General features: G+C 34.6%; 24 protein-coding genes. 16 read left to right on the top strand and 8 right to left on the bottom strand.

The window, feature by feature from the left end; genetic code table 11:
• The first annotated feature begins 25 nt into the window (after positions 1-25).
• The 10 genes from M0Q24_RS06670 to mrdA are packed head-to-tail and all read left to right on the top strand — an operon-like array spanning position 26 to position 7,432.
• Entirely contained in the window at positions 26-1,255 is a 1,230-nt protein-coding gene (locus M0Q24_RS06670) for a lytic transglycosylase domain-containing protein (protein ID WP_295048701.1), read from the top strand.
• Positions 1,248-2,066: a septal ring lytic transglycosylase RlpA family protein gene (locus tag M0Q24_RS06665; RefSeq protein ID WP_295048699.1), complete on the top strand. Its 819-nt coding sequence runs from the start codon at positions 1,248-1,250 to the stop codon at positions 2,064-2,066. Before M0Q24_RS06670 ends, M0Q24_RS06665 begins: the two co-directional genes overlap by 8 nt.
• A gap of 4 nt (positions 2,067-2,070) precedes the next feature.
• On the top strand, positions 2,071-2,643 hold the full coding sequence (gene hisB / locus M0Q24_RS06660) for an imidazoleglycerol-phosphate dehydratase HisB (protein WP_295048697.1): 573 nt from the start codon (positions 2,071-2,073) through the stop codon (positions 2,641-2,643).
• Positions 2,640-3,134 (top strand): HAD hydrolase family protein, encoded by a 495-nt coding sequence (locus tag M0Q24_RS06655; protein WP_295048695.1) that lies wholly within the window; start codon positions 2,640-2,642, stop codon positions 3,132-3,134. The genes hisB and M0Q24_RS06655 overlap by 4 nt, the downstream gene beginning before the upstream one ends.
• Positions 3,135-3,142: 8 nt before the next feature.
• Positions 3,143-3,664: an LPS export ABC transporter periplasmic protein LptC gene (lptC, locus tag M0Q24_RS06650; protein ID WP_295048693.1), complete on the top strand. Its 522-nt coding sequence runs from the start codon at positions 3,143-3,145 to the stop codon at positions 3,662-3,664.
• 2 nt (positions 3,665-3,666) lie between these two features.
• Positions 3,667-4,161 carry a lipopolysaccharide transport periplasmic protein LptA gene (gene lptA, locus M0Q24_RS06645; protein WP_295048691.1) on the top strand — a complete coding sequence of 165 codons (495 nt, stop codon included), beginning with the start codon at positions 3,667-3,669 and terminating at the stop codon, positions 4,159-4,161.
• A 1-nt stretch (position 4,162) separates the two neighbouring features.
• Positions 4,163-4,777, top strand: coding sequence for a ribosome biogenesis GTP-binding protein YihA/YsxC (gene yihA, locus M0Q24_RS06640; RefSeq protein ID WP_295048689.1), 615 nt, complete (start codon positions 4,163-4,165; stop codon positions 4,775-4,777).
• A complete protein-coding gene (locus M0Q24_RS06635) occupies positions 4,774-5,232 on the top strand; it encodes an N-acetyltransferase (RefSeq protein WP_295048687.1) in 459 nt (152 codons plus the stop codon). Before yihA ends, M0Q24_RS06635 begins: the two co-directional genes overlap by 4 nt.
• On the top strand, positions 5,199-5,651 hold the full coding sequence (locus tag M0Q24_RS06630; protein ID WP_295048685.1) for a hypothetical protein: 453 nt from the start codon (positions 5,199-5,201) through the stop codon (positions 5,649-5,651). The genes M0Q24_RS06635 and M0Q24_RS06630 overlap by 34 nt, the downstream gene beginning before the upstream one ends.
• On the top strand, positions 5,648-7,432 hold the full coding sequence (gene mrdA, locus M0Q24_RS06625; protein ID WP_295048683.1) for a penicillin-binding protein 2: 1,785 nt from the start codon (positions 5,648-5,650) through the stop codon (positions 7,430-7,432). Before M0Q24_RS06630 ends, mrdA begins: the two co-directional genes overlap by 4 nt.
• 11 nt (positions 7,433-7,443) lie before the next feature.
• On the opposite strand, the gene M0Q24_RS06620 is transcribed toward mrdA, so the two are convergent.
• The 3 genes from M0Q24_RS06620 to M0Q24_RS06610 form a co-directional block, all read right to left on the bottom strand.
• A complete protein-coding gene (locus M0Q24_RS06620; RefSeq protein ID WP_295048681.1) occupies positions 7,444-8,367 on the bottom strand; it encodes a calcium/sodium antiporter in 924 nt (307 codons plus the stop codon).
• 2 nt (positions 8,368-8,369) lie between these two features.
• On the bottom strand, positions 8,370-8,789 hold the full coding sequence (gene ybeY, locus M0Q24_RS06615) for an rRNA maturation RNase YbeY (protein ID WP_295048679.1): 420 nt from the start codon (positions 8,787-8,789) through the stop codon (positions 8,370-8,372).
• Positions 8,790-8,860: 71 nt separating this feature from the next.
• A complete protein-coding gene (locus tag M0Q24_RS06610) occupies positions 8,861-9,046 on the bottom strand; it encodes a hypothetical protein (protein WP_295048677.1) in 186 nt (61 codons plus the stop codon).
• A gap of 92 nt (positions 9,047-9,138) precedes the next feature.
• Between M0Q24_RS06610 and queC the strand changes: the two genes are divergently transcribed.
• On the top strand, positions 9,139-9,813 hold the full coding sequence (gene queC / locus M0Q24_RS06605; RefSeq protein WP_295048675.1) for a 7-cyano-7-deazaguanine synthase QueC: 675 nt from the start codon (positions 9,139-9,141) through the stop codon (positions 9,811-9,813).
• Positions 9,800-10,480: a SprT family zinc-dependent metalloprotease gene (locus M0Q24_RS06600; protein WP_295048673.1), complete on the top strand. Its 681-nt coding sequence runs from the start codon at positions 9,800-9,802 to the stop codon at positions 10,478-10,480. The genes queC and M0Q24_RS06600 overlap by 14 nt, the downstream gene beginning before the upstream one ends.
• Here M0Q24_RS06600 and M0Q24_RS06595 read toward each other — a convergent pair.
• From M0Q24_RS06595 to M0Q24_RS06575, 5 genes are all read right to left on the bottom strand, one after another.
• Positions 10,456-11,685: a putative glycoside hydrolase gene (locus M0Q24_RS06595; protein WP_295048671.1), complete on the bottom strand. Its 1,230-nt coding sequence runs from the start codon at positions 11,683-11,685 to the stop codon at positions 10,456-10,458. The genes M0Q24_RS06600 and M0Q24_RS06595 overlap by 25 nt on opposite strands.
• Before the next feature lie 76 nt (positions 11,686-11,761).
• Complete coding sequence (gene dctP, locus M0Q24_RS06590; RefSeq protein WP_295048669.1) at positions 11,762-12,895, bottom strand: TRAP transporter substrate-binding protein; 1,134 nt, start codon at positions 12,893-12,895, stop codon at positions 11,762-11,764.
• A gap of 6 nt (positions 12,896-12,901) precedes the next feature.
• The gene (gene rraA, locus M0Q24_RS06585; RefSeq protein WP_295048667.1) at positions 12,902-13,381 is read right to left on the bottom strand and encodes a ribonuclease E activity regulator RraA; all 480 of its coding nucleotides are present in this window, start codon (positions 13,379-13,381) and stop codon (positions 12,902-12,904) included.
• A 66-nt stretch (positions 13,382-13,447) separates the two neighbouring features.
• Positions 13,448-15,289, bottom strand: coding sequence for an SLC13 family permease (locus M0Q24_RS06580; RefSeq protein ID WP_295048665.1), 1,842 nt, complete (start codon positions 15,287-15,289; stop codon positions 13,448-13,450).
• Between the two features lie 406 nt (positions 15,290-15,695).
• Positions 15,696-17,270, bottom strand: coding sequence for a hypothetical protein (locus M0Q24_RS06575; protein WP_295048663.1), 1,575 nt, complete (start codon positions 17,268-17,270; stop codon positions 15,696-15,698).
• 196 nt (positions 17,271-17,466) lie between these two features.
• Between M0Q24_RS06575 and glmS the strand changes: the two genes are divergently transcribed.
• The 4 genes from glmS to M0Q24_RS06555 all read left to right on the top strand — a co-directional run.
• Entirely contained in the window at positions 17,467-17,880 is a 414-nt protein-coding gene (glmS, locus tag M0Q24_RS06570) for a methylaspartate mutase subunit S (RefSeq protein WP_295048661.1), read from the top strand.
• Positions 17,877-19,241: a methylaspartate mutase gene (locus M0Q24_RS06565; protein ID WP_295048659.1), complete on the top strand. Its 1,365-nt coding sequence runs from the start codon at positions 17,877-17,879 to the stop codon at positions 19,239-19,241. The genes glmS and M0Q24_RS06565 overlap by 4 nt, the downstream gene beginning before the upstream one ends.
• A complete protein-coding gene (locus M0Q24_RS06560; protein WP_295048657.1) occupies positions 19,238-20,428 on the top strand; it encodes a glutamate mutase L in 1,191 nt (396 codons plus the stop codon). Before M0Q24_RS06565 ends, M0Q24_RS06560 begins: the two co-directional genes overlap by 4 nt.
• On the top strand, positions 20,418-21,455 hold a 1,038-nt coding region (locus M0Q24_RS06555; RefSeq protein ID WP_295048655.1), incomplete at its 3' end, for an AMP-binding protein. The genes M0Q24_RS06560 and M0Q24_RS06555, both read left to right, overlap by 11 nt.

Below are 21,455 nucleotides of genomic sequence, written 5' to 3'. Positions count from 1 at the left end.
TTTAAATTTAAAATTAGAGTACTCAATGATAAGATTTTTTCTACTACTACTTTTGCCAATCTTCCTAAACGCGAATTTAACATATGTTTTCAACCACAATAAAGAGGTAGCTCTTTTAGAGTCCTTCGATATAGATGCTTCATTTCTTTATGATCCTATCATGAATCAAATGAAAGCTCAAAAGTTAAACATTGATAAAAATCAGCACTTTTTTAAAGCTATGGATGAGGCTTATACTTTTATTCCATCTATCAAAAGTATTTTAACAAAACATGGTGTTCCAGCAGAATTTTTGTATCTTGCTATGGCTGAGTCAAACTTTTCTACTCGTGCATATTCTCCAAAAAGAGCATCTGGACTTTGGCAATTTATGCCAGCAACTGGAAAACTTTATGGGCTAAAAATTGATGAGTATGTTGATGAGAGACGAGATCTTATAAAGTCAACTGAGGCAGCTGCGAAGTATCTCTCTCACTTACATAAAAGATTTGGTAAGTGGTATTTGGCAGCTATTGCTTATAATTGTGGTGGTGGAAGACTAAATCAAGCTATAAAAAGGGCTGGAAGTGATGACTTGGCTGTTTTACTTGATCCAAAAAAGAAGTACATTCCAAGAGAGAGTAGATTTTACATAAGAAAGATAGTAGCTCTTGCTATGATAGGTTATGATGAGCAGTTTTTAATGAGCAGTGAGTATGAACATCTACTAAATCGTGCAAATGCCTACTCTATCTCAACTGTGCAACTCTCAAGAGGTGACTCTATAAAAAGACTCTCTAAAATGGTAGGTATTCCACTCAATGAGCTTAAAAAACTAAATCGTCAGCTCAAATATGACTTCGTGCCACCTTACGCTTCAACTTATGACATTTATATTCCATATATAAAACTAAATGAGTTTAAACAAAAGTATAAATCTGAACCTATGAAAAACATCTATAAAGTCCATGTAGTAACAAAAGGAGATAACCTCTCTGCTATAGGTGCAAAATATGGAGTTTCATACAAGGTTATAAAAGATTTTAACAATCTAAAATCATACAGATTAAGTCTAAAACAAAGACTTGTAATCCCAATAGAAACAAGCAACAAAAATAAAAAAGTAACTTCACAGCACTACTATATGGTAAAAGCAGGAGACACATTAGAGTCTATTTCTAAAGCTTATAGAGTCAGTGTACAAAGTATAAAGCTTCAAAATCATTTAAACAGCAGTTTTATAAAAGTAGGCGATAGGTTAAAGATAAATGAATAAACTCTTATATCTTGGGCTTATCTTTTTAGTTTTACTCTTTAGTGCTTGTAGCACTAGAGGTCAGAGAGTATATAGTTCACAAAGCTATTCACCTGCAAAATCTTACTCTTCAGATAGAAGTCATCATAGCTCACAAATGGATAAAAAAACCTACTCACATCCAACTATGAGACCATATGTGATTCGTGGAATAAGATACTATCCAACTGTTGTAAGTGTTGGTGATAGATTTGAAGGTCGTGCTAGTTGGTATGGACCAAAATTTCATGGCAAGCATACATCAAATGGTGAGATTTACAATATGTACGACATGACAGCAGCTCATAAAACTCTACCTATGAACACTATAGTAAAAGTTACAAATAAAACAAATGGTAAATCTATAGTTGTAAGAATTAACGATAGGGGTCCTTTTGTAGATAACAGAATCATAGATCTATCAAAAACTGGTGCATCTAAGATAGATATGATAGCAGCTGGAACTGCTCCTGTATCACTTGAGATCTTAGGCTTTGAGACCAAAGGTAAAAAGAAAATTCCAAGTAAAAAAGAGCTCAAGCAATTGCCTCAAAAAGAGATTGTTAGTGAGTTTGCTCTTCAAATAGCATCATTTTCAAAAATCGAGGGTGCACTTAAAATGCAAGAGATGCATGATAAAACAGATGGTTATAGAACTATTATAAAAGATGTAGAGAGTGATAGAGGAAGACTTTTTAAAGTTTGGCTAAAAGGCTTTAAGAGTGAAGAAGAGGCAAGAGACTATAAAGCGCAGGGGCATTTTAAAAATGCTTTTATTGTAAGAGAGGATTAGAAACATGATAAGTAAAAGTAGAAAAACAAAAGAAACAGATATCACAATTTCATTAGAGTTATATGGAAATGGAAAGAATAAGATAGATACGGGAGTTGGTTTTTTAGATCATATGTTAGAGAGTTTTTCTAAACACTCACTTATAGATCTAGAGATACAGTGTAAAGGTGACACTCACATCGATGATCATCATAGCGTTGAAGATGTTGGTATAGTTTTAGGCTCTCTTGTTGCTGATGCCTTATATCCTGTTAAAAATATTGAAAGATTTGGTAGTGCAAATATCGTAATGGATGAGGCTTGTGTATCTTGTGATCTAGATCTTAGCAACAGACCATTCTTGGTTTATGAATCAAATGTGACGGGTAAAGTTGGCAATTTTGATAGTGAACTTGTAGAAGAGTTTTTTAGAGCATTTGTTCTCAACGCTAGGATTAGTGCTCATATAATCTCGCTTAGAGGAAAAAATAGACACCACATCATTGAAGCTTCTTTTAAAGCTTTAGCTGTTGCTATTAGAAGAGCTACAGTTAAAAATGACAGAGTTGGTATTCCTAGTACTAAAGATGTTTTATGACAAAACTTATAGTCTTGGATGTTGATGGTTGTTTAAGCGATGGTAAGCTTACATACTCAAGTAATGGCGTTGAGACTAAAAGTTTTAATGTAAAAGATGGGCTTGCTATTAGCTCTTGGATAAAGATGGGAAACCATGTGGCTATCATCACAGGGAGAAAATCTAGCATAGTTAAAAGACGAGCTAAAGAGCTAGGCATAAAACATCTCTATCAAGGTGTAAAAGATAAACAAAAAATATTAAAAGAGGTAGTTGACTCTCTAGGGCTTAACTTGTATGAAGTAGCAGCCATTGGTGATGATTTAAATGACTACCATATGTTGTGCCTTGTAGGAAAAAGCTTTACTCCAAGTGATGGAGTTAAAGAGATAAAAGAGATAGTAAAAAGAGTTTTGAGCAAAAATGGTGGCGATGGTGTGGTTAGGGAGATGATTGATCTATTGGTTGATGAGAATGACCAAAGAGAAGAATTTATGAGAGTTTGGATATAGGAAATATTTTGAATATTAATGCTTTTTTTATCCTTATTTTTATTGGCTTGATTATGATATATGTCGGGTTTAAACCTCTAAATATAGCAAAACAAGACTTTAAAGATGTTCCTCTCTTTGAGCTTGAATCTTTTGTTTTACATGAGCTAAATCAAGAAAAACTTATCACAATTATGAAAGGTTCTAAAGCTAAAAGATTTGCTGATAAATATAGAGTTATAGATATAGACTATACAGATAATTCAAAAGAACTTCTTGCAAATATAAGATCTGATATTGGACTATATAGAGACAAAAAAGATATTATTAATCTAGTTGGAAATGTTATTTACAATAGAGAAGATGGTTTAGTTTTTGAATCACAAGAAGCCATTTACAACAAAAAAGAAGCTATAGCAGAGACTCAAAAAGATTATATAATGTATAGAGAGAAAAATGAAATTATTGGAACTTCTTTGGTTTACAATAATACAAATGGTAAAGTAAAGTCCAAAAATGTAATTGCTATATATCAAATAAAAGAGAGATAATTATGAAAATTTTAATGGTTTTAAGTCTATTTTTAGCGTCTTCTTTAATTTCACAAGAGTTAAAGATAAAAGCTGACCAGTTTAATGGAGATGAAAAGAGTGGAATTTCTATATTTACTGGAAATGTAAATATAATAAGAAAAAATGATGAACTAAATGCCACAAAAGTAACAGTACACACCGATAGCGCTCATCAACCTCAAAAATATATAGCAGTAGGCAATGTCTCTTTTCATATAGAGACAAAAGAGGGCTCTTTATATCAAGGCGTGGCACAAAAAGTTATTTATATGCCAAATATAAAAGAGTATCATTTTTTTACGGATGTACATTTAAAGCAACTTAATGAAAAAAAAGAAATTATTGGCGATGAAGTTGTACTTAAAACTATTGAGGGCAAAGCCTATGCTAAGGGTGCAAAAAAAGAGCCTGTTATAATGATATTTAAGATTGAAAATAAAGAAAACAACGCAACTAAAGATAAAGAAGAAAAATAATATGATAGAAATTGTTGATGCAAAATTTATAACATCTGCTCCAAATATAGAAGCAGCACCAGAGACACAAGAACAAAATGAAGTTGTCTTTATGGCTCGCTCAAACGTTGGTAAAAGCTCACTTTTAAATGCTCTTACAAACCATAAAGGACTTGCAAAAGTTTCATCAACTCCCGGAAAAACAAGACTTATAAACTACTTTGATGTCACTTTTATAGATAGAGAAACAACTGAGAAAAAAATAGCTAAGTTTGTGGATCTACCAGGTTTTGGTTATGCCAAAGTTTCAAAATCAATGAAGCATGAGTGGGAGAAAAATTTAACTGATTATATCTCTAAAAGAGAGCAGATTAAGCTATTTGTTCATCTCATTGACTGTAGACACTCTGATTTGGAGATAGATGCTTCTGTAAGTGAATTTTTACTTGCAAATATTAAAGAAAATCAAGTCATACTTCAAATCTTTACAAAGATAGATAAACTAAATCAAAAAGAGCAAAACGTACTAAGACAAAAGTTTCCTAACTCTATGATGGTATCAAGCTCAAAGAAAAAAGGAATGCAAAAAGTTATAACTACTATTTATGAGATTTTATATGAAGAAGATGAAGTATGATAACTTATAAAAAGGCAAGACTAAGTGATATTGCAACTATGCAAAAACTAGTTCTTCCTGAGATAGAATCAGGAATAATCTTAAACAGAAGCAGTGATGAAGTTGCTACAAATATCCGCTCATACACACTATGTTTTGATGGAGATGAACTTTTAGGTTTTTGCGCTTTGCATATTCATACCGAGTATTTAGCAGAGATAAGATCTCTTATCGTAAAAGAGGGTTTTAGAGGTCAAAAAATAGGAGAAAATCTAGTTAAAACATGTGTAGAAGAAGCCCAAAACCTAGGACTTCAAAAAGTTTTATGTCTAACATATAGACAATCTTTTTTTGAGAGATTAGGCTTTGTAGAGATCCCAAAAGAGTCCCTTCCCGAACATAAAATTTGGGCTGATTGTATCAAGTGTAAACATTTTCCAGTATGCAACGAAGTATCTCTAATCAAAACTCTTTAGCACCATTTATCTATGTAGCACTCTTTGTAGTCTATGAGAGTCTAAGTAGCATATATCTCTTCTTGCCCCCGCTCTTTGGGGTGCTTTTTCTACTCTTTGCTGATGCATTAAAAAAAGAGGACTCACTCTATATCTTTTTAACTGCTTTTTGTTTGATTATCTTTGAATCTCAAATGGGATATCCACTATTTAGCTCTATCATCTACTTAGGTTTAGTGTATAAATTTATACTTCCAAAACTAAAGAAGAATTTTAGCTGTAACTCATGTATAAAAGCCTCTTTTGTGCTACTTTCTTATCTAGGCTTTTACCTCTTTTTAACAATACTTTCAAATGTGTTTTTATTACCTATGCCACAGTTAAACTACTACATCATCTACTATATAGTCATAGAGTTTTTTATAGTGAGCATCTTATGAAAATCAAGTTTATTATTGCTTTTTTTGCCATCACTTGGTTAACTCTTGTTGTTCGTGTATTTTTTTTAGCCGTAGAATCAAACAGTTATTATGAAAAGCTTTCTTATTCAAACACTATCAAAAATGAGCAAATAGCACCTGTAAGAGGTGAAATTGTAGATAGGAACAATAGACCAATAGCTATAAATAAACTTGGGTTTAAGATTCAACTTCGCCCGCATTTAAGGCATCAGAGCAATATTGAAGAGTTCGATCAAGAGATAGATAACTTAGTAAAACTTATCCCATCTCTTAACAAAGAGACTCTTATAAAAAATTATATAAAAAAAGACTCTTACTATAATCATAATTTCATAGATATAGTGCACTTTATATCTTATGAGGACATTATGCCGGTATATTCAGTTTTAAGTCTTAGAGAAAATATATGTATAGTACCAGCACCAAAAAGATTTTATCCTTATGAAAATATAGGTGCGCATATCATAGGTTATGTTTCTCGTGCAAATAAAAAAGATGTTCAAGAAGATGAGTTACTTGAACTTATTGGTTATACTGGAAAATCAGGCTTAGAGAAGTATTACAACACTTACCTTCAAGGAATACCGGGACAAAGAGAGGTAAAGGTAAACGCTAACAATCAAGAGATAGAGGAGCTTTCTTATGAGAGTGCTGATGAAGATAGAAAATTAACTCTAAATATAGATATAGAACTTCAAAAATATATCTCTTCGCTTTTTGAGGGTAAGGCCGGAGCAGTTGTAGTAATGGGAGTAGATGGTGCCATACTCTCAGCTAGTAGTTTTCCAGAGTATAGCCTAAATACTTTTGTCTCTGGGATATCATATGATATGTGGGATAAGCTCTCAAATAGTCTTGATAAACCATTTACAAACAAGCTAGTAAATGGTCTTTATCCCCCTGGATCTGCTATTAAAATGGGCTTAGCACTTATCTATATAACAACAGATTTAGATGAGTCATGGAGTGTTGACTGTAGAGCATCAATGCCACTTGGAAAACGTGTTTTTAGATGTTGGAAGAAAGGAGGGCATAGACAAACTGGACTTATTAAAGCTATCAGAGAGAGTTGTGATGATTATTTTTATAAAGGAAGCTTACAAGTTGGTATAAAAAAAATGAGCGATGGACTTATGAGATATGGACTTGGCAAAAAAACTGGGGTAGATTTGCCAAATGAGTTTATTGGGATAGTTCCATCTCGTGAATGGAAAAGAAAAAAATATAATAGACCTTGGTTTATAGGTGAAACTGTAAATACTTCGATAGGTCAGGGTGATTTTTTAACAACTCCTATACAAATAGCACAATTTACTGCTCTTATGGCTACTTCCAAGCTTCCTACTCCACACTTTGCAAAGTATGTAGGAGACGAAGAGTACAAACCTGAGCCTATAGATGTTTTGACATCAGATGAGATTGATAAACTTCCTCTTATACAAAGATCTATGTATGAGGTATGTAATCATCCAAAAGGAACAGCTACACACTATCTAAGTTCTAAAGTAGATATAGCCGGAAAGACTGGAACAGCTCAAGTTATTGGAATCATGCAAGATATTGAAGATAGAGTTTTAGAGCATGATATGGAGTACTATACTCGTTCTCACGCATGGTTTACAAGTTATGGACCATATAAAAATCCTCAGTATGTAGTTTTGGCGATGGTTGAGCATGGTGGACATGGTGGATCTGCAGCAGGAGAGATAGTATCAAAAATATACAATAAGCTCTTAGAGCTTAAGTATATAGAGAAATAAAAACTTCGTTGTTACACAACTGCATTCTGAATAAAAAGAGCTAAAATGATTAGTAAAAAGATTGCTCCTGCTTTATTGTAGAGTCTGTTTGCTAAGATAAATACTAGCGAAATTGATGCTGCTATCATTATTAACATATCAAACTTTGTAGCTACTAGATCTACTGTGAGTGGATTTACAAGAGATGCAGCACCTAAAACCATTGAGAAGTTTGCAACATTTGAGCCTATAATATTTCCTATGCTCATCTCTGCATTTCCTTTTTTTATAGCTACTATTGAGACTACTAACTCAGGTAAAGAAGTTCCCAAAGAGATTAAAAAAATCCCTATAATCCACTCACTCACACCAAAAGTTCTAGCTATATCCGTACCACTCTCAACAACAAAGTTAGCACCACCTATTGTTAATGTAAAACCAACAATAAGAAGTAAAATAGGCTTAGTCCACTGAAATTTTTCCTTAGTAAGCTCTTCTTCTACACCTAAATCTGCTTTTGGATCATTGAACAAAAATATCAAGTAAGATACCATCAAAAGAAGATATAAAATCCCATCAACTCTTCCAATAACTCCATCTTGAACCATTAGAAAAAAGAAGATCAATGGTACTATTATCCAAGCACTATCAAGTAAAAAAAGATCTCTTTTTGGATACATTTTTTTACTGATAAAAAATACTACACCTAAAACTAGAGTGATATTAAAGATAACACTTCCAACAACATTTGCAACTGCCATATCGCTCTTGTCTTGCGAAGCTGCTGCCATAGATGCTGCCATCTCAGGTAGAGATGTTCCAAATGCTACAAGCGTTGCGCCTATAACAAAGTGAGAGATATTAAAATGCAGAGCAATTCTCTCTGACTCTTTTATAATAAAATCAGCCCCATATATAAGAGCACCCATTGCAGCTATAAAAATTATAAAATCCATTATTATCCTTGTGTTCTAACTATTAAACTATCTGGAAGATTAAACTCTTTTATAAGCCTAATCTCTTCTTCTCTCATCTCACCACTGTCTACTTCATGGTCATAGCCTAAAAGATGCAAAATACCATGGATAAAAAGCAAAACTAACTCATCATCGCTAGAATGTCCTAGATCTTTAGATAGTTCTAGAACATGAGGTGCTGAGATGACTATACTTCCCAAAGGACTCATAGGCATCTCTTCATATGGGAAACTTAAAACATCAGTCGGAGAGTCAATTCCTCTATGCGCTTTATTGATCTCTTGGATCTCTTTTTTATCTGTAATAATTAGCTCTATCTCTTTATCTGTGAGGGTTATTGCGATGGTATTTAAAAACTCTTCATTTACATTTAGAGTAGTTTTATTGTCAATGTCAATCATAAGTGGGATTATATCTAATGCGGCTTATATTTTGTCAAAAACAGGCAGAAATTTCTGCCTGAATCTTTAAGTTAACCAGTAATGTTTAAGTTTTTACCCATACCAGTTTTTTGAGCATTCATCTCTTTAGATAGCTCATTTGCACTCTCAAGAACTTTCATAACTTGTTGTTCTTGTACTTCTAATGCTTTTTTCATAGGATCTTTTCCTTCTACAGGAGCTGTCGCTGTAGATGGTGTATTTGATGATACTTCCATTGTCTCTCCTTTGTTACTAAATTGCCTCATTATATACACAAAATCTTTGATTTAATATTAAAATATTTTTTACTTATGTTAAAATCATTTCTATGAAAATAAAAAATAAAAAAGCACTCTGTATTATGAGTGGTGGAATGGACTCGACTCTTAGCGCGTATATGATGAGAGAAGAGGGTTATGAGATAATTGCGCTGCATTTTAACTACTCTCAACTAACACAGAACAAAGAATTAGAGTGTTTTGAAGCCATATGTGATGATCTAGGGGTTTATAAGAAGTACAACTTAGATCTAGACTTTTTCTCTAAGATAGGGGCATCAGCTTTAATAGACAAAGAGATGGAAGTACCAACTAGTGGGTTAGGTGACGAAGTTCCCTCAACTTATGTTCCATTTAGAAATGGCATATTTTTAAGTATAGCAGCTGCCATTGCAGAAAAAGAGGGTGCTAGTGCTCTTAGCATTGGAGTTGTTGAAGAAGATGGTAGCGGTTATCCTGATTGTACAGATACCTTTATAAAAAGTATGCAAACTTCTATAAATCTTGGAACAAAAGATGAGACAATTCTAGAGATAAAAATGCCACTTGTGCATCTATCAAAATCACAGATAGTTCAAGCTTCCCTAGATCTAGCAGTTCCACTGCATCTGACTTGGAGTTGTTATAAAAATGAGCTAAAAGCTTGTGGAGTTTGTGATAGCTGTAGGTTAAGACTTCGTGGCTTTAAACTAGCTGGAGTAAGGGATCAAATTGCATACGAGTGAGATAAATTTTAAAGATCTAAGCATTCTACATGTTCATAAAAAAGCTCTTAAAAACAGCTATATAAGTGTTACAAACGACGCTAAAGTGATCTTAAAAACTTCTAGCAGATCTAAACTCTACATTGAAGATCTACTCACAAAAAAAGAAAGTTGGATAAGAAAACAACTTACAAAACAAGAACAAAACCCTCCAATAGAGATAAACCTAGAAGATGAAGTTTTACTCTTTGGAGAGATCTACAGTGTTGATGCTAAAGATGCTGAGATACTTCGTAACTACCTTTGCAACCTAAGAAAACCAACAAAAGAAAATATACTTAAATGCTATGACAATTTTTACAAAGAGTATGCAAAAAACTACTTAACTCAAAGAGTAGAACATTATTCAAATATTATGAATTTAAAATATAGTGAGCTGAGATTTAAAAAGATGAAGAGCAGATGGGGGAGTTGCAACTCCTTAAGAGTTATAACATTAAATACAAATCTTTTAAAATTATACAAAGAGCAGATTGATTATGTAGTAGTTCATGAGCTCGCTCATCTAGTTCATATGAATCACTCAAAAGCTTTTCACACCTTAGTTGAAAGGTATTTTAGCGAGGCCTTAAGAGTGAAAAAAGACATAAGAGAGAGAAAACTCTACTCTATGGACGCTTCAAAGTAACCCTTGTGGTATCTACTAGATGGTGACCAAAGCATCCAGCCACTTGCATTTGCATCCTCTGAGCCTCTTATCTGCTCAGTAATTTCAAATTTATTGTAAGCTCTTTTTTTATGAGCATAATCTTTAAAATACTGTAACCAAGGTCTGATACGTACTGCATCTATTGTATCATGTATGTTTGTTATACTTCGTCTAATAACTTCATAAGGGTGCTCTGATGGATGTTCAAAGTAAAAACTTCCACTAGCAAAACCAGATGGATAGAGCATTGGAGAGATATAATCACTATATTTTGCAAGTGAAGCAACACTTTGACCTATGCCAGTATCGCCACTCTCCCAACAAATATTTCCATAAGTATCAACGGAAATAAAAACCCCATATTTTCTTAGTCTATTTTTTGCTGAACTTAAAAAGCTCTCTATTGCGTTTAGACGATTTTCCTCTGTACTCTCTTTTTTTAGTTTAAGATTGGCTTTTGCAGGAAAACGAATATAATCAAAATTTATCTCATCAAAACCAACTTTAGCAGCTTCTTCGGCTATAGAGATAGTATAATCATGGCTTCTCTTATCAAAGGGATCAACCCACGCCATTTTGTCATGGTTTCTCCAGATAGTTCCATCTTCACTTTTTATGGCATAATCTTCATTATTTGCTGCTTGGAGTTCATCTTTAAAGACAACAACTCTAGCTATAAGATAGATATTTTTTGATTTCATAAGTTTTATAAAATCTTCTATGTTGCCTATAGTTCTATCTTTGCTCGCTCCATAATCATTTGCCTCTGCAAATTTAGTTCTAAAACTGGTTGAACCATATTCATTTTTCACATCTACCACAAGGGTATTTATCTCTGTTTTATCTATGATTTTTAAGGCTCTCGCAACTGTTTTTGAATGAATATTTGCACCCCAAAAAGTAAGATAGAGCGCTTTTACTGTTATTGGTTCTAGCTCTATAATACTTTGATTTTGATCTTGTTTAAAAGTATGTGGTCTATATCCATAAGCCTTAGCATGGTACTTATCTTCATCACTTACAACGGAGAAAAAACCATTTTCATCTGAGTAAAAATCTACTTTAGAATCACTGATCGTCACTTTTGCTATAGGTTGTAATGTATTTTTATCGACAATAGTTCCATCAAAGGAAGCTAGAAGTAGGGTGTTTAAAAAAGTAGTTAGAAATAGTAATTTTCTCAAAGTTAGTAGTCCGCATTTTAATCTTAAAAACAAAGAGCAAAAACTATACCCCTTGCTTTAGAGATGCGATTATACTTTATCTTTCATTTAGAAAATAACGAAGGCTTGCATCACTCCACTCGCGTGAGAGTTTTAGGTGTTTCTCTATAGATGAATAAACCCTTTTAAAGTCTTCACTTTTAACACTTTGCTCTGAAATGACTTCTTTTAGGGCTACTTTTGCAGCTTTTATTACATCTTCTGGATATCTATAAATATCTATGTTTAACTCTTTTAATTTTGCAAGAGCATTGATGTTTTGCGAGTGAAATTCATAAGTCATGCTTGAGTTTAACTCACTAGCAGCAACTTCTATCATCATCTGATGTTCATGTGGAAGTTTACTCCATGAGTAGTTGTTAAAAGTCAGTTCTAAAATAGATCCTGGCTCATGCCAGCCAGAGTAGTAGTAGGGCGCAACTTTGTAAAAGCCCATCTTGATATCTAACGCAGGTCCTACCCACTCAGTCGCATCTATGATGCCTCTCTCTAATGCCGTATAGATCTCTCCTGCTGGAAGTAAGATCGGATTTACACCCATCTTGGCGTAGACTTCACCAGCAAGTCCTGGCATTCTCATCTTAAGCCCTTGCATATCAGCTAAAGAGTTGATGGGTTTTCTAAACCATCCGCCCATCTGAATGTTGGTATTGCCTCCTAAAAAAGGGTAGAGATTGTACTTTGCATACTCTTCTCTCCAAAGTTCTAGTCCACCACCATGAAACATCCATGAGTTGATCTCCTCTGCACTAAAACCAAAAGGAATACCACTAAAGAGAGAAAAAGTAGAGTTTTTCCCCTTCCAGTAGTATGGACCTGAGTGAAAAGCGTCTATCTGACCGCTTGAACAGGCATCAAAGACCGCAAGCGCTGGAACAAGAGTATTTTTAGGGTAGAGTTTTATATTTAGAGATCCAGAGCTAATCTCTTTTACTCTCTTTGCAAAACTCTCAACTCCAGTACCTATAATAGAGAAGTGCGCTGGCCAAGAAGTAGCTAGCTTTATGCTTGTTTTTTTGTTTTTGTTGATGTTGAAATTTTTAATCTCATCGCTTGATTTTTTTGGATGCTTATTATAGTCTATAGCTTGGCGGTTGCTCTCATTACATCCACTAAGTGCCAGAGATGCAGATGCTAGAGTTATACCAGTTATAAAGTCTCTTCTGTTCATAACGCTTTAAACTAACTTTTCTTGTGTAACTATAATGCCATCACCATCTGCGTAGATATAGTCTCCATCTTCAAAACCAATCCCACCAAAAGAGAGATGCACGCCTCTCTCTGACTCTGTAACGGGGATATATTTTCTAGGGCAAACTCCAAGAGCATAGAGAGCTACAGGGATATCTTTTATCTGGAATGTATCACGAATATAGCCATTTACTATGATGCCAGCGTAGTTATTTTTATATGCAAACTTCATAAGGTTTTCACCCACAACGGCAAAATACTCCTCTCGCACATCAACAACCACAACCTTACCGCTCCCATCTTCATCACGAAGCATCTCCACAAGCCCAGCGTTGTTTTTATCAAGTTTTATAGTAACAACTTCACCTTGGCATCTTGATGCCCCACCGTAGTTTTTAAACTCAGGATCTAAAACCAAAACCTTATCAATATACTCATCACAAATATCTGCTGTAAAAAAATCCATTTCTCTTCCTAAAAATCTTTATTGTTTGTATTATAACCTTATTTTTATTTAAGAGTTTGTCAAATATTACAGTGGCCACACAACAAGCAGCATTGGAATGCTGATAACAACTATGAGAATCTCAAGCGGTAGTCCCAGTTTCCAGTAATCACCAAACCTGAAGCCGCCCGGTCCTAGAATTAGCGTATTGTTTTGGTGACCGACAGGGGTTAGAAATGCACAGGAAGCGCCAATTGCCACTGCCATAAGAAAAGAGTCGGCACTAACCCCAAGTGCTGATGCTGTACCGATTGAGATCGGGCACATTACTGCTGCGGTGGCAACATTGTTCATCAGGTCGGAAAGAAACATTGTAATGACTAGAATTAGTGTCAGACCGATAACGGCGTTGCCGTATGCGACTTTTTCGATGATTAAGCGTGCAATTAGGTCAGCAGTACCGGTAGAGTCCATTGCACCAGCCACAGGAATAAGCGTTGCAAGCAGCACGATTACCGGCCAGTCTATGGACACATATATGTCGCGCAGTGGTACTGTCCGAAGAGCCATTGATGCAAGTACACCTATTGCAAATGATATTGACGCTGGTAATAGTCCAAAGGCTGCAACAACAACAGCTAGTGCCATGATTATGCCGGCTTTTAAGGCTTTACTCTTGTCTGGGATACGTAAATCGCGCTCGGCAAGTGGTACACAGCTATAGTCGGCGGCAAATTCCGAGACCGCCTCAGGTGAACCCTGCATTAGTAGCAGATCACCGGCTTCAAGGCGAGCTGTGCGCAGGCGTCTGATGGAGAGTTTACCACTACGCGAGAGACCCAACAGGTTTAGATTGTAACGTGTTCGCAACTGGATGTTGCTCGCAGAGCGTCCACTCAGAGGAGAGCCTGGCAGAATGGCGAGTTCTCTTAGTACGATTTCGTCTGAGATTGAGGTATTTTCCTTCTCCTCTTCCTCCTCAATGTTTACTGCATCTCTATCTTTATCGCTATTTTTTATCTCATCTTCTTTTTCTGGTTCTACGGCTTCCTCCAACTTAAAGCCCAATGTAGAGAGGGCATCAGTAAGATTCTCGGCATCTGCTTCAAGTATCAGAATGTCTCCTGAGAGCATTTTACGCCATTGGTCTGGTGCTGTAAGGCGGACATCGTTACGAATCATGCCAATGACTTGTGTGTCGCTCTCATCTAGCACAGCTTCGACTTCACGCAAGGTCATGCCTACAGCTTTGCTGTCTTCTAGTACCCGCGCTTCAGTGATATAGGCGCCTGATTCGAACCCTTCGACTCCGGCTTGCTTGCGTGCCGGAACAAGGCGCGGGCCCAGTAAGAGTATGAAGGCTAACCCAGCTAAGGCGACAGGTAACCCAACTTGAGTGAAGTCGAACATGGAGAAGCTCTCAGAGCCAGTCTCTGCGCGAAAACCAGCGACAATCATGTTTGGCGGAGTACCAATCATCGTTGTCATGCCACCAAGTATGGTGCCAAAAGCCAGTGGCATTAGTGTCTGACCAGGAGTTAGGTTTAAGCGCTTTGCCATTTGTATGGCTACGGGCATCAACAGTGCCATTGCACCGATGTTGTTCATGAAGGCTGAGAGCACCGCCCCTAGTCCTATCAGCGCAGCCATGCTAAGTGTGGCACCTGCTTGTGTTGGCAATACGGTACGCGTCAGTGCGTCCACCACGCCTGAAATCTGTAAACCACGACTAAGTACCAAAACACAGGCAACAGTAATAACGGCTGGATGACCAAAGCCTGCAAAAGCTTCGAGCGGCGGTACCAAACCAGCCAGCACGCATGCCAATAGTGCACCGGCACCCACCATGTCGTGGCGCCAACGCCCCCATAGGAACATAGCCACCGTTATGGTCAAAATCGTCAGTATCAATATCTGGTCAGTCGTCATATGTTTAGTCCATGTCCCTGCTGTTCGCTAGTTATGTGAGAGTAGATTATCCCTATGAATGAATCTCCACTTTTTACTATTACTACTTTTAAATCAAAGATTTTGAAAGATTAAGTATTGATTATAGCTTCATTTTTCTCTATTTTTGTCTGAATATTTATAAAATGTTCTTCAAACCTTTTAGAGAGTTTCCAAAAACAGCAGAGCGATTAACTTCATGGTTGATAACATGATGACACACTGCTAAATCCACGCGTAATCTTATTGCATACCTATTAACATCAGTTTGATAGAAGAAAAATATCTCATAAAAGTGGAGATTTATTCAAAAAGATGTAGCTGACACAATCTGTCTACAATTTACTTCATAGATAAGTTTACTTATTCAATATTAGATTTTATTATATCACTTTAGCTTGTGTAATAATTCGGCTAGTTCACTAGTATTGTCGTCATCATTATTTTCATTATTACTGCTGTTTTTATTTCTAGTTAGTTTTTTACTTATTGTAAAACACTCCCATAATCCTTTATGAACCTCAATACCAACATTTTTATCAATATATCTATTACCTCTAAAAGAATATTTATATGTTAAAAATCCTGTTTCATCTAAAAACTTATTACCAATAATTCCTGTGTCATACATAGCATCTATAATTTTTTCAGTCTGTGGATGATCAAAATTACTATTTCTGATGATTCTAGCTTTTAATTCTATGTATGAAAATTCTGATTCATAATTTGTAAGTGTTTTTATAATAGACAATATTTCATCTTTATCAAGAATACTTACTAACTCTTCTTGTATTTCATCCCAAGAAGCATCAGAATATTTTTTTATTGCTTCTTTAAAAAAAGACTTATTAAATTTTTGACTATAAAAAGCTTCCTTTTGTAGAATATTCATAAGTCTAATAATATCCCGTGGTTTTAGCCATGTATTATTTAATAAAACTTGTTCTGAATTATATATTCCTTCAACTAATTCTTCCTCAAACCAATAATCAAAAATTTCTTTATCTGATAGAGTTATAGATTTATTTATTATATTTATGTTTGAATTATTTTTCATAGAATATCTAATTTTTTTAAGAATAATTTGAATTAGAGGGTGTGTAATCGAATATTTATCATATTCCCATTGAATACAGATTCCCTTTGATTCTAGTAACTTATTTATTTCATCTCCAGCACTAAAAATATTATTTAATACTTCAGTTCTTACTGCTAAAGTTATAAAAATATTTTCTGAAAGTTTATTTATACTATTGACCATAATAATCAAATTTTTTATTAAAATTGAATCTTGAAAGTAGTTTTCTGACATTTTTGATGTTTCGAGTTCATCAATAAATATATAAAATTTATCTTTAAGGTTTTTTTGAATTAAATTTTGCAAAATATCAATTTTAATACCAGCATTAAATAAGTCATTATTCTCATCTATTTTCAAATCACTAAAATTTGTTCCTATTTCAAGTTCATGATTAGCAGATTGATATTTATACTTAACATTAATAATCTTAGTTAAAAAAGTTGACAACTTACTAAATAACGTATTTTTTGTATAAAAAATTAAGTTATCTTCTGTAGTTTCAATATTATTTTCTTTAATTATGATGCTTAAAATAAACCATTGCCAAAAAGCTTTTGAAGCTCTATTTTTATCATGTACACTTCCTAATAACTTTAAAAAAGTACTATAAATTAGAGTGTTATTTTTTATATCTTTAAAAAGTATTGAAATTGTCTTATTTTTTTCTTTATCAGCTTTATATTCTAGATATTTTAATAAAGACGTTTTTCCTGTTCCCTTATGTCCATAAATGTATGATTTTTCACCTTTTAAAAAACTTTCATAGTTAATTTTTTTATCTAAAAAAAACACATCATCTATGCTATTTTTAAAAATACCGTTAGATAAATCAAATTCATCTTTTCCCTCAATGTTTCCAAAGTTTAAGTCTTCAATCTTCATATAACAAAATCCTTTTATTCTTTAAGTTAGATATTGATTCAAAAAAAGCATTTTACCTTAATTAACTAGAAAACAACTAATTAAATCAGCACCTTAAAATCCCCCTCAACCATCTACATTTTAAACCCCACCTTACCAAACTTTTAAAAGATTTTTGATATCCTTGCAGCATAATAATAAATAGGCATGAAATAGCATGAAAGTAGTAACAGGCGTAGTTGGGAATGATATACATGTTGTGGCAAACAGACTCATCGAACTCTCTTTAAATGCAAGAGGTTTTGAGGTTTTTAATCTTGGGGTAAACACCTACTTAGAAGAGTTTTTTGATGCAGTAGTAGAAACTGGTGCAGAAGTGCTTCTTATCTCTTCACTAAATGGTGAGGCTGAGGGCTGGAGTAGGGAGATAAAACTGCTAAAAGCGAGTTATAAAAACCTAGACAATCTTGTGATGATGATAGGCGGAAACCTAGTAGTTGGAAGTGGCGATGCTGATGAGATAGTACCAAAGTATAAAAACTATGGTTTTGACCTTGTGTTCCATCAGGTGGACTTAAACACAGGACTCGACACTCTAGAAGAGTACTTAAAACAAAGAGGTATGAGATGAGCTTGCTTCAAGAAGAGAGAGAGATCATACTAAGTAACGAGTATGTTGACAACTTTGACTTTGCAGAGGTCGAAGAGTTTGTGAGAAATGCTAGTAAAGATCTCTTTATATCACATCATTTTAAGACAAAAACAAAGATGCTCGTTCAGCCTCGTGGCGGATTTCCTACATACAAAAAACAGTTTGCTCTAAATGAGTTCTTTGTAAATGCAAATGTCGATGTTCTGCCACTTACCATTGACTCAAATACAAGACTAAACGACTACGCAACAGCTAAAAAAATGCTTCGCCTTAGTGAAGAAAATGATGTAGATATGTTAAATGGCTATCCGCTTGTAAATCACGGCTACAGAACTACAAGAAAGATGATAACTCACTTTAACAAGCCCGTGAGCCTAAGGCATGGCACGCCAGATGCAAGACTCCTTATCGAGACTGCAATCGCATCTGGCATCTTCGAGATAGAGGGCGGTCCTATTACCTACTTACTGCCATATTCTAAAAACTTTCCACTAGATAAAGCCTTTTTATATTGGAAATATGTCGAGAAGATCTGTGCAAACTACTCTCGCTTAAATGAGCCAATAAACAGAGAATCTTTTGGACCACTAACTGCAACTCTTGTGCCTCCAGCTATCACTATAACCATACAACTCTTAGAGATGTTACTCTCACTAGAGGAGGGCGTAAAGTCCTTTTCAGTCTCTTTTTCTCAAACTGGATCTATGAACCAAGATATTGTTATGGGTGCGGTTATTAGAAAACTCTCCGCTCACTACGCAAAAGAGATAGGTTGCGAAGATGCAAGTATTCATTTAGTCTATCATCAGTGGATGGGAGCATTTCCGACTAACAAAAGCTTTGCAGAGCAACTTATAAATATGTCAACGGTCATAGCATCTATGGTCGGAGCGGACAAGATTATCACAAAAACAAGAGAAGAAGCTTCAGGCATTCCTACAAAAGAGGCAAATGCTGCAACGGTGGCAAATACGCAATATACACTTGGGATCTTAAATGGACTTCCAAAAATTGTAGATGAAGAGGAAGAAGAGATCTTAACTCTTGAAGTTCACGCCATAATGGAGGCTGTTTTTAATGATCCAGCCGACACTCTTTGGAGAAAGGTTTTTAACTCCATTAAGAGTGGCATCATAGATGTTCCATTTTCTCCGCACATTATTAACCATAACGAGATGATTACCATACGAGATGCAAAGAAAAATATTCGCATCATTAAACGAGGAAATGTACCCATTCCAGACAGATGCTACGAGTATGAAAAAGCACAGTGTGACCTCTCTAAGGACACTACAAGTATAGTAAATGATATCATCCACGACATAGGAATCATGCAATGAACAGACTCTTAATAGATGTAGGAAGTACCTACTTTAAAGTTAGCTCACAAGAGAATATCGAGCAACATTTTAGAGATTTTAACAAAGATATTTTAGACGATTTAAAGTTCAAATGTTCTAAAACTATAGAGTGCTATAAAAAAGATGATGTATATATCTGCTCCTCTGCAAATGGAGGACTAAGTACGCTTATCATCGGACTTACAAACTCTTTTTCTCTAAAGTATGCTAAAAATATCGCTTTTAACTCTGGCATTAACATCATAGAGAGTGTGATGTATCAAAACCTCGCTGATTACTCCATTCCAAGTGATTTGATAGATGTGGTTATTATAGTTGGTGGGATTAACACAAACAAGGATATCTTTAAAGATGATTTGTATGAATATTTAAAGATGCTAAACTACTCAAATATAGTCTTTGTTGGGTGTGAAAATGAAGCACAAAAGTTAGAAAAAAACATCCAAAATCTTGTGATATTACCTAATATCATAGATGAAAAGCTTCATATTGTAGAAGAAAACCTAAAAGAGTATCTTACAAATCTGTATCAGTTAGATATAGAGGGAAAAGAAGATATTAAAAACCTCTATGAGATCACAGCAAACCAGATCTACTCAACTCCATATATAGTAAACAAAACTCTTCCGTTTATCCATATAAAGTTTGGAGTGGTTGATCCTTTTATACTCATAGATATTGGCGGAGCTACAACAGATATACACTACTCAAAAGATCTAGTTGATGACAATATCGTAACTGAAAATGAGTATGATAGACTTGTATTTAAAAAGCTTGGAGTCTATAAGTCAAAAGAGTCTCTTATCTTTGCCGCACAAAATAATGAGTTTGTTTATGAACTTCTATCATATCTAAAGGTTACGGAGAATATTTTTAGTGATGAGAGCCAAAAGGGCACTAAGGTTTTGATGCAACTAGCCATTTTTTTAGTTCTTACAAAGATGTCACACTACAAACAATCATATATAAACCTAAAACTACTCTCTATAAACTCCATAGTCTTTACAGGTGGCATCACTAAGGTCTTATCTGCAAGTGAGATAGAAGAAATCATCTCATTTTTTTATAAGAAGATACTAAATTCACAACACAACCCAATGACAGTTCTAGATAGTAACTACGATATCTGGACTATTGGAGTAAAAGGAGATGACAATGTCAATTAACTCTATAAGAACGCTTATCGAAGATGGAGCGATTACACATCCTCAGAAAAAAGCGATAGTTTTTAATCAACAGAGCATTAGCTACAAAGAACTCTTAAGAAAAGTGGATCAAGTGGCTTACTATCTAAATGAGCTAGATCTACCAAAAGAGTCACGAGTAGGAGTTTACTCAAACAAAGGACTGGATCAAGTTATAGCAATACTTGCAATTCTCTCAACTCCATACATCTTAGTACCTCTTACTAAGCTTTTAAAACCACAACAAATTGAGTATATAATTGACGATTGTGACATAAAGTGCATCATAACTGACAAAGTAAAACTAGAGAACATAGAAGAGATTAAATTTGATGGTCATATTATTTCATATGAGACTACCTCTAGCGATATAGCCTCATTTGAGGAGATCTTTAAATACTATAACAAACCATATATTTGCAGTGTAAATGGACATCACAACGCAGTTATTACCTACTCTTTTGGACTCTCAGGAACTCCAAAAGGAATAGTGATCTCACATAGAAATCTCATAGATTCAGCTCGTGTTGCCTCACAATACTTAAAACTTAAAGAGAGTGATGTAATCTCTGGGATTCTTATCTTTAACCTAGATTATGGACTAAACCAGATCTTTAGCACGCTTTACAAAAGAGCTACTTTAGCACTTCATAGGTTTATACTTCCAGAGGACTTTTTTAACCATCTCATAAATGACAAAGTAACAGTTCTGCCTTTGATGCCTTTTAATATCACACAAATCTTTGAAATTGATAGAATCCCAAATCCAGAACTCTTTAACGATCTTAGAATCATCACTTCCTCAGGTGGAAATGTAAATGCTAAAATGATCAAAGAGTGCAAAAAAATCTTTAAAGAAGCAGATTTCTTTTCTATGCACGGATTAACAGAAGCATTTCGCTCAACATATCTTGATCCATCACAGATTGAGATAAGACCTGAGTCTATTGGAAAAGCTATACCTGATGTAGAACTCTTTGTAGTAAATGAAGAGGGAAAAGAGTGCAAA

Origin of the sequence: Sulfurimonas sp., from assembly GCF_023228785.1 — a bacterium.
Classification (GTDB): domain Bacteria; phylum Campylobacterota; class Campylobacteria; order Campylobacterales; family Sulfurimonadaceae; genus Sulfurimonas.
This window is presented reverse-complemented; position numbering and strand designations above follow the sequence as displayed.

Excerpts from the sequence above, each read along its gene's own strand:
- M0Q24_RS06665 (WP_295048699.1), top strand. The coding sequence starts at position 1,248 with ATGAATAAACTCTTATATCTTGGGCTTATCTTTTTAGTTTTACTCTTT.
- hisB (WP_295048697.1), top strand. The coding sequence starts at position 2,071 with ATGATAAGTAAAAGTAGAAAAACAAAAGAAACAGATATCACAATTTCA.
- M0Q24_RS06565 (WP_295048659.1), top strand. The coding sequence starts at position 17,877 with ATGAGCTTGCTTCAAGAAGAGAGAGAGATCATACTAAGTAACGAGTAT.
- lptA (WP_295048691.1), top strand. The coding sequence starts at position 3,667 with ATGAAAATTTTAATGGTTTTAAGTCTATTTTTAGCGTCTTCTTTAATT.
- M0Q24_RS06670 (WP_295048701.1), top strand. The coding sequence starts at position 26 with ATGATAAGATTTTTTCTACTACTACTTTTGCCAATCTTCCTAAACGCG.
- M0Q24_RS06630 (WP_295048685.1), top strand. The coding sequence starts at position 5,199 with ATGCAACGAAGTATCTCTAATCAAAACTCTTTAGCACCATTTATCTAT.
- M0Q24_RS06610 (WP_295048677.1), bottom strand. The coding sequence starts at position 9,046 with ATGGAAGTATCATCAAATACACCATCTACAGCGACAGCTCCTGTAGAA.
- ybeY (WP_295048679.1), bottom strand. The coding sequence starts at position 8,789 with ATGATTGACATTGACAATAAAACTACTCTAAATGTAAATGAAGAGTTT.
- M0Q24_RS06655 (WP_295048695.1), top strand. The coding sequence starts at position 2,640 with ATGACAAAACTTATAGTCTTGGATGTTGATGGTTGTTTAAGCGATGGT.
- dctP (WP_295048669.1), bottom strand. The coding sequence starts at position 12,895 with ATGAACAGAAGAGACTTTATAACTGGTATAACTCTAGCATCTGCATCT.
- M0Q24_RS06560 (WP_295048657.1), top strand. The coding sequence starts at position 19,238 with ATGAACAGACTCTTAATAGATGTAGGAAGTACCTACTTTAAAGTTAGC.
- M0Q24_RS06635 (WP_295048687.1), top strand. The coding sequence starts at position 4,774 with ATGATAACTTATAAAAAGGCAAGACTAAGTGATATTGCAACTATGCAA.
- M0Q24_RS06575 (WP_295048663.1), bottom strand. The coding sequence starts at position 17,270 with ATGAAGATTGAAGACTTAAACTTTGGAAACATTGAGGGAAAAGATGAA.
- rraA (WP_295048667.1), bottom strand. The coding sequence starts at position 13,381 with ATGGATTTTTTTACAGCAGATATTTGTGATGAGTATATTGATAAGGTT.
- queC (WP_295048675.1), top strand. The coding sequence starts at position 9,139 with ATGAAAATAAAAAATAAAAAAGCACTCTGTATTATGAGTGGTGGAATG.
- M0Q24_RS06580 (WP_295048665.1), bottom strand. The coding sequence starts at position 15,289 with ATGACGACTGACCAGATATTGATACTGACGATTTTGACCATAACGGTG.
- mrdA (WP_295048683.1), top strand. The coding sequence starts at position 5,648 with ATGAAAATCAAGTTTATTATTGCTTTTTTTGCCATCACTTGGTTAACT.
- M0Q24_RS06620 (WP_295048681.1), bottom strand. The coding sequence starts at position 8,367 with ATGGATTTTATAATTTTTATAGCTGCAATGGGTGCTCTTATATATGGG.
- glmS (WP_295048661.1), top strand. The coding sequence starts at position 17,467 with ATGAAAGTAGTAACAGGCGTAGTTGGGAATGATATACATGTTGTGGCA.
- yihA (WP_295048689.1), top strand. The coding sequence starts at position 4,163 with ATGATAGAAATTGTTGATGCAAAATTTATAACATCTGCTCCAAATATA.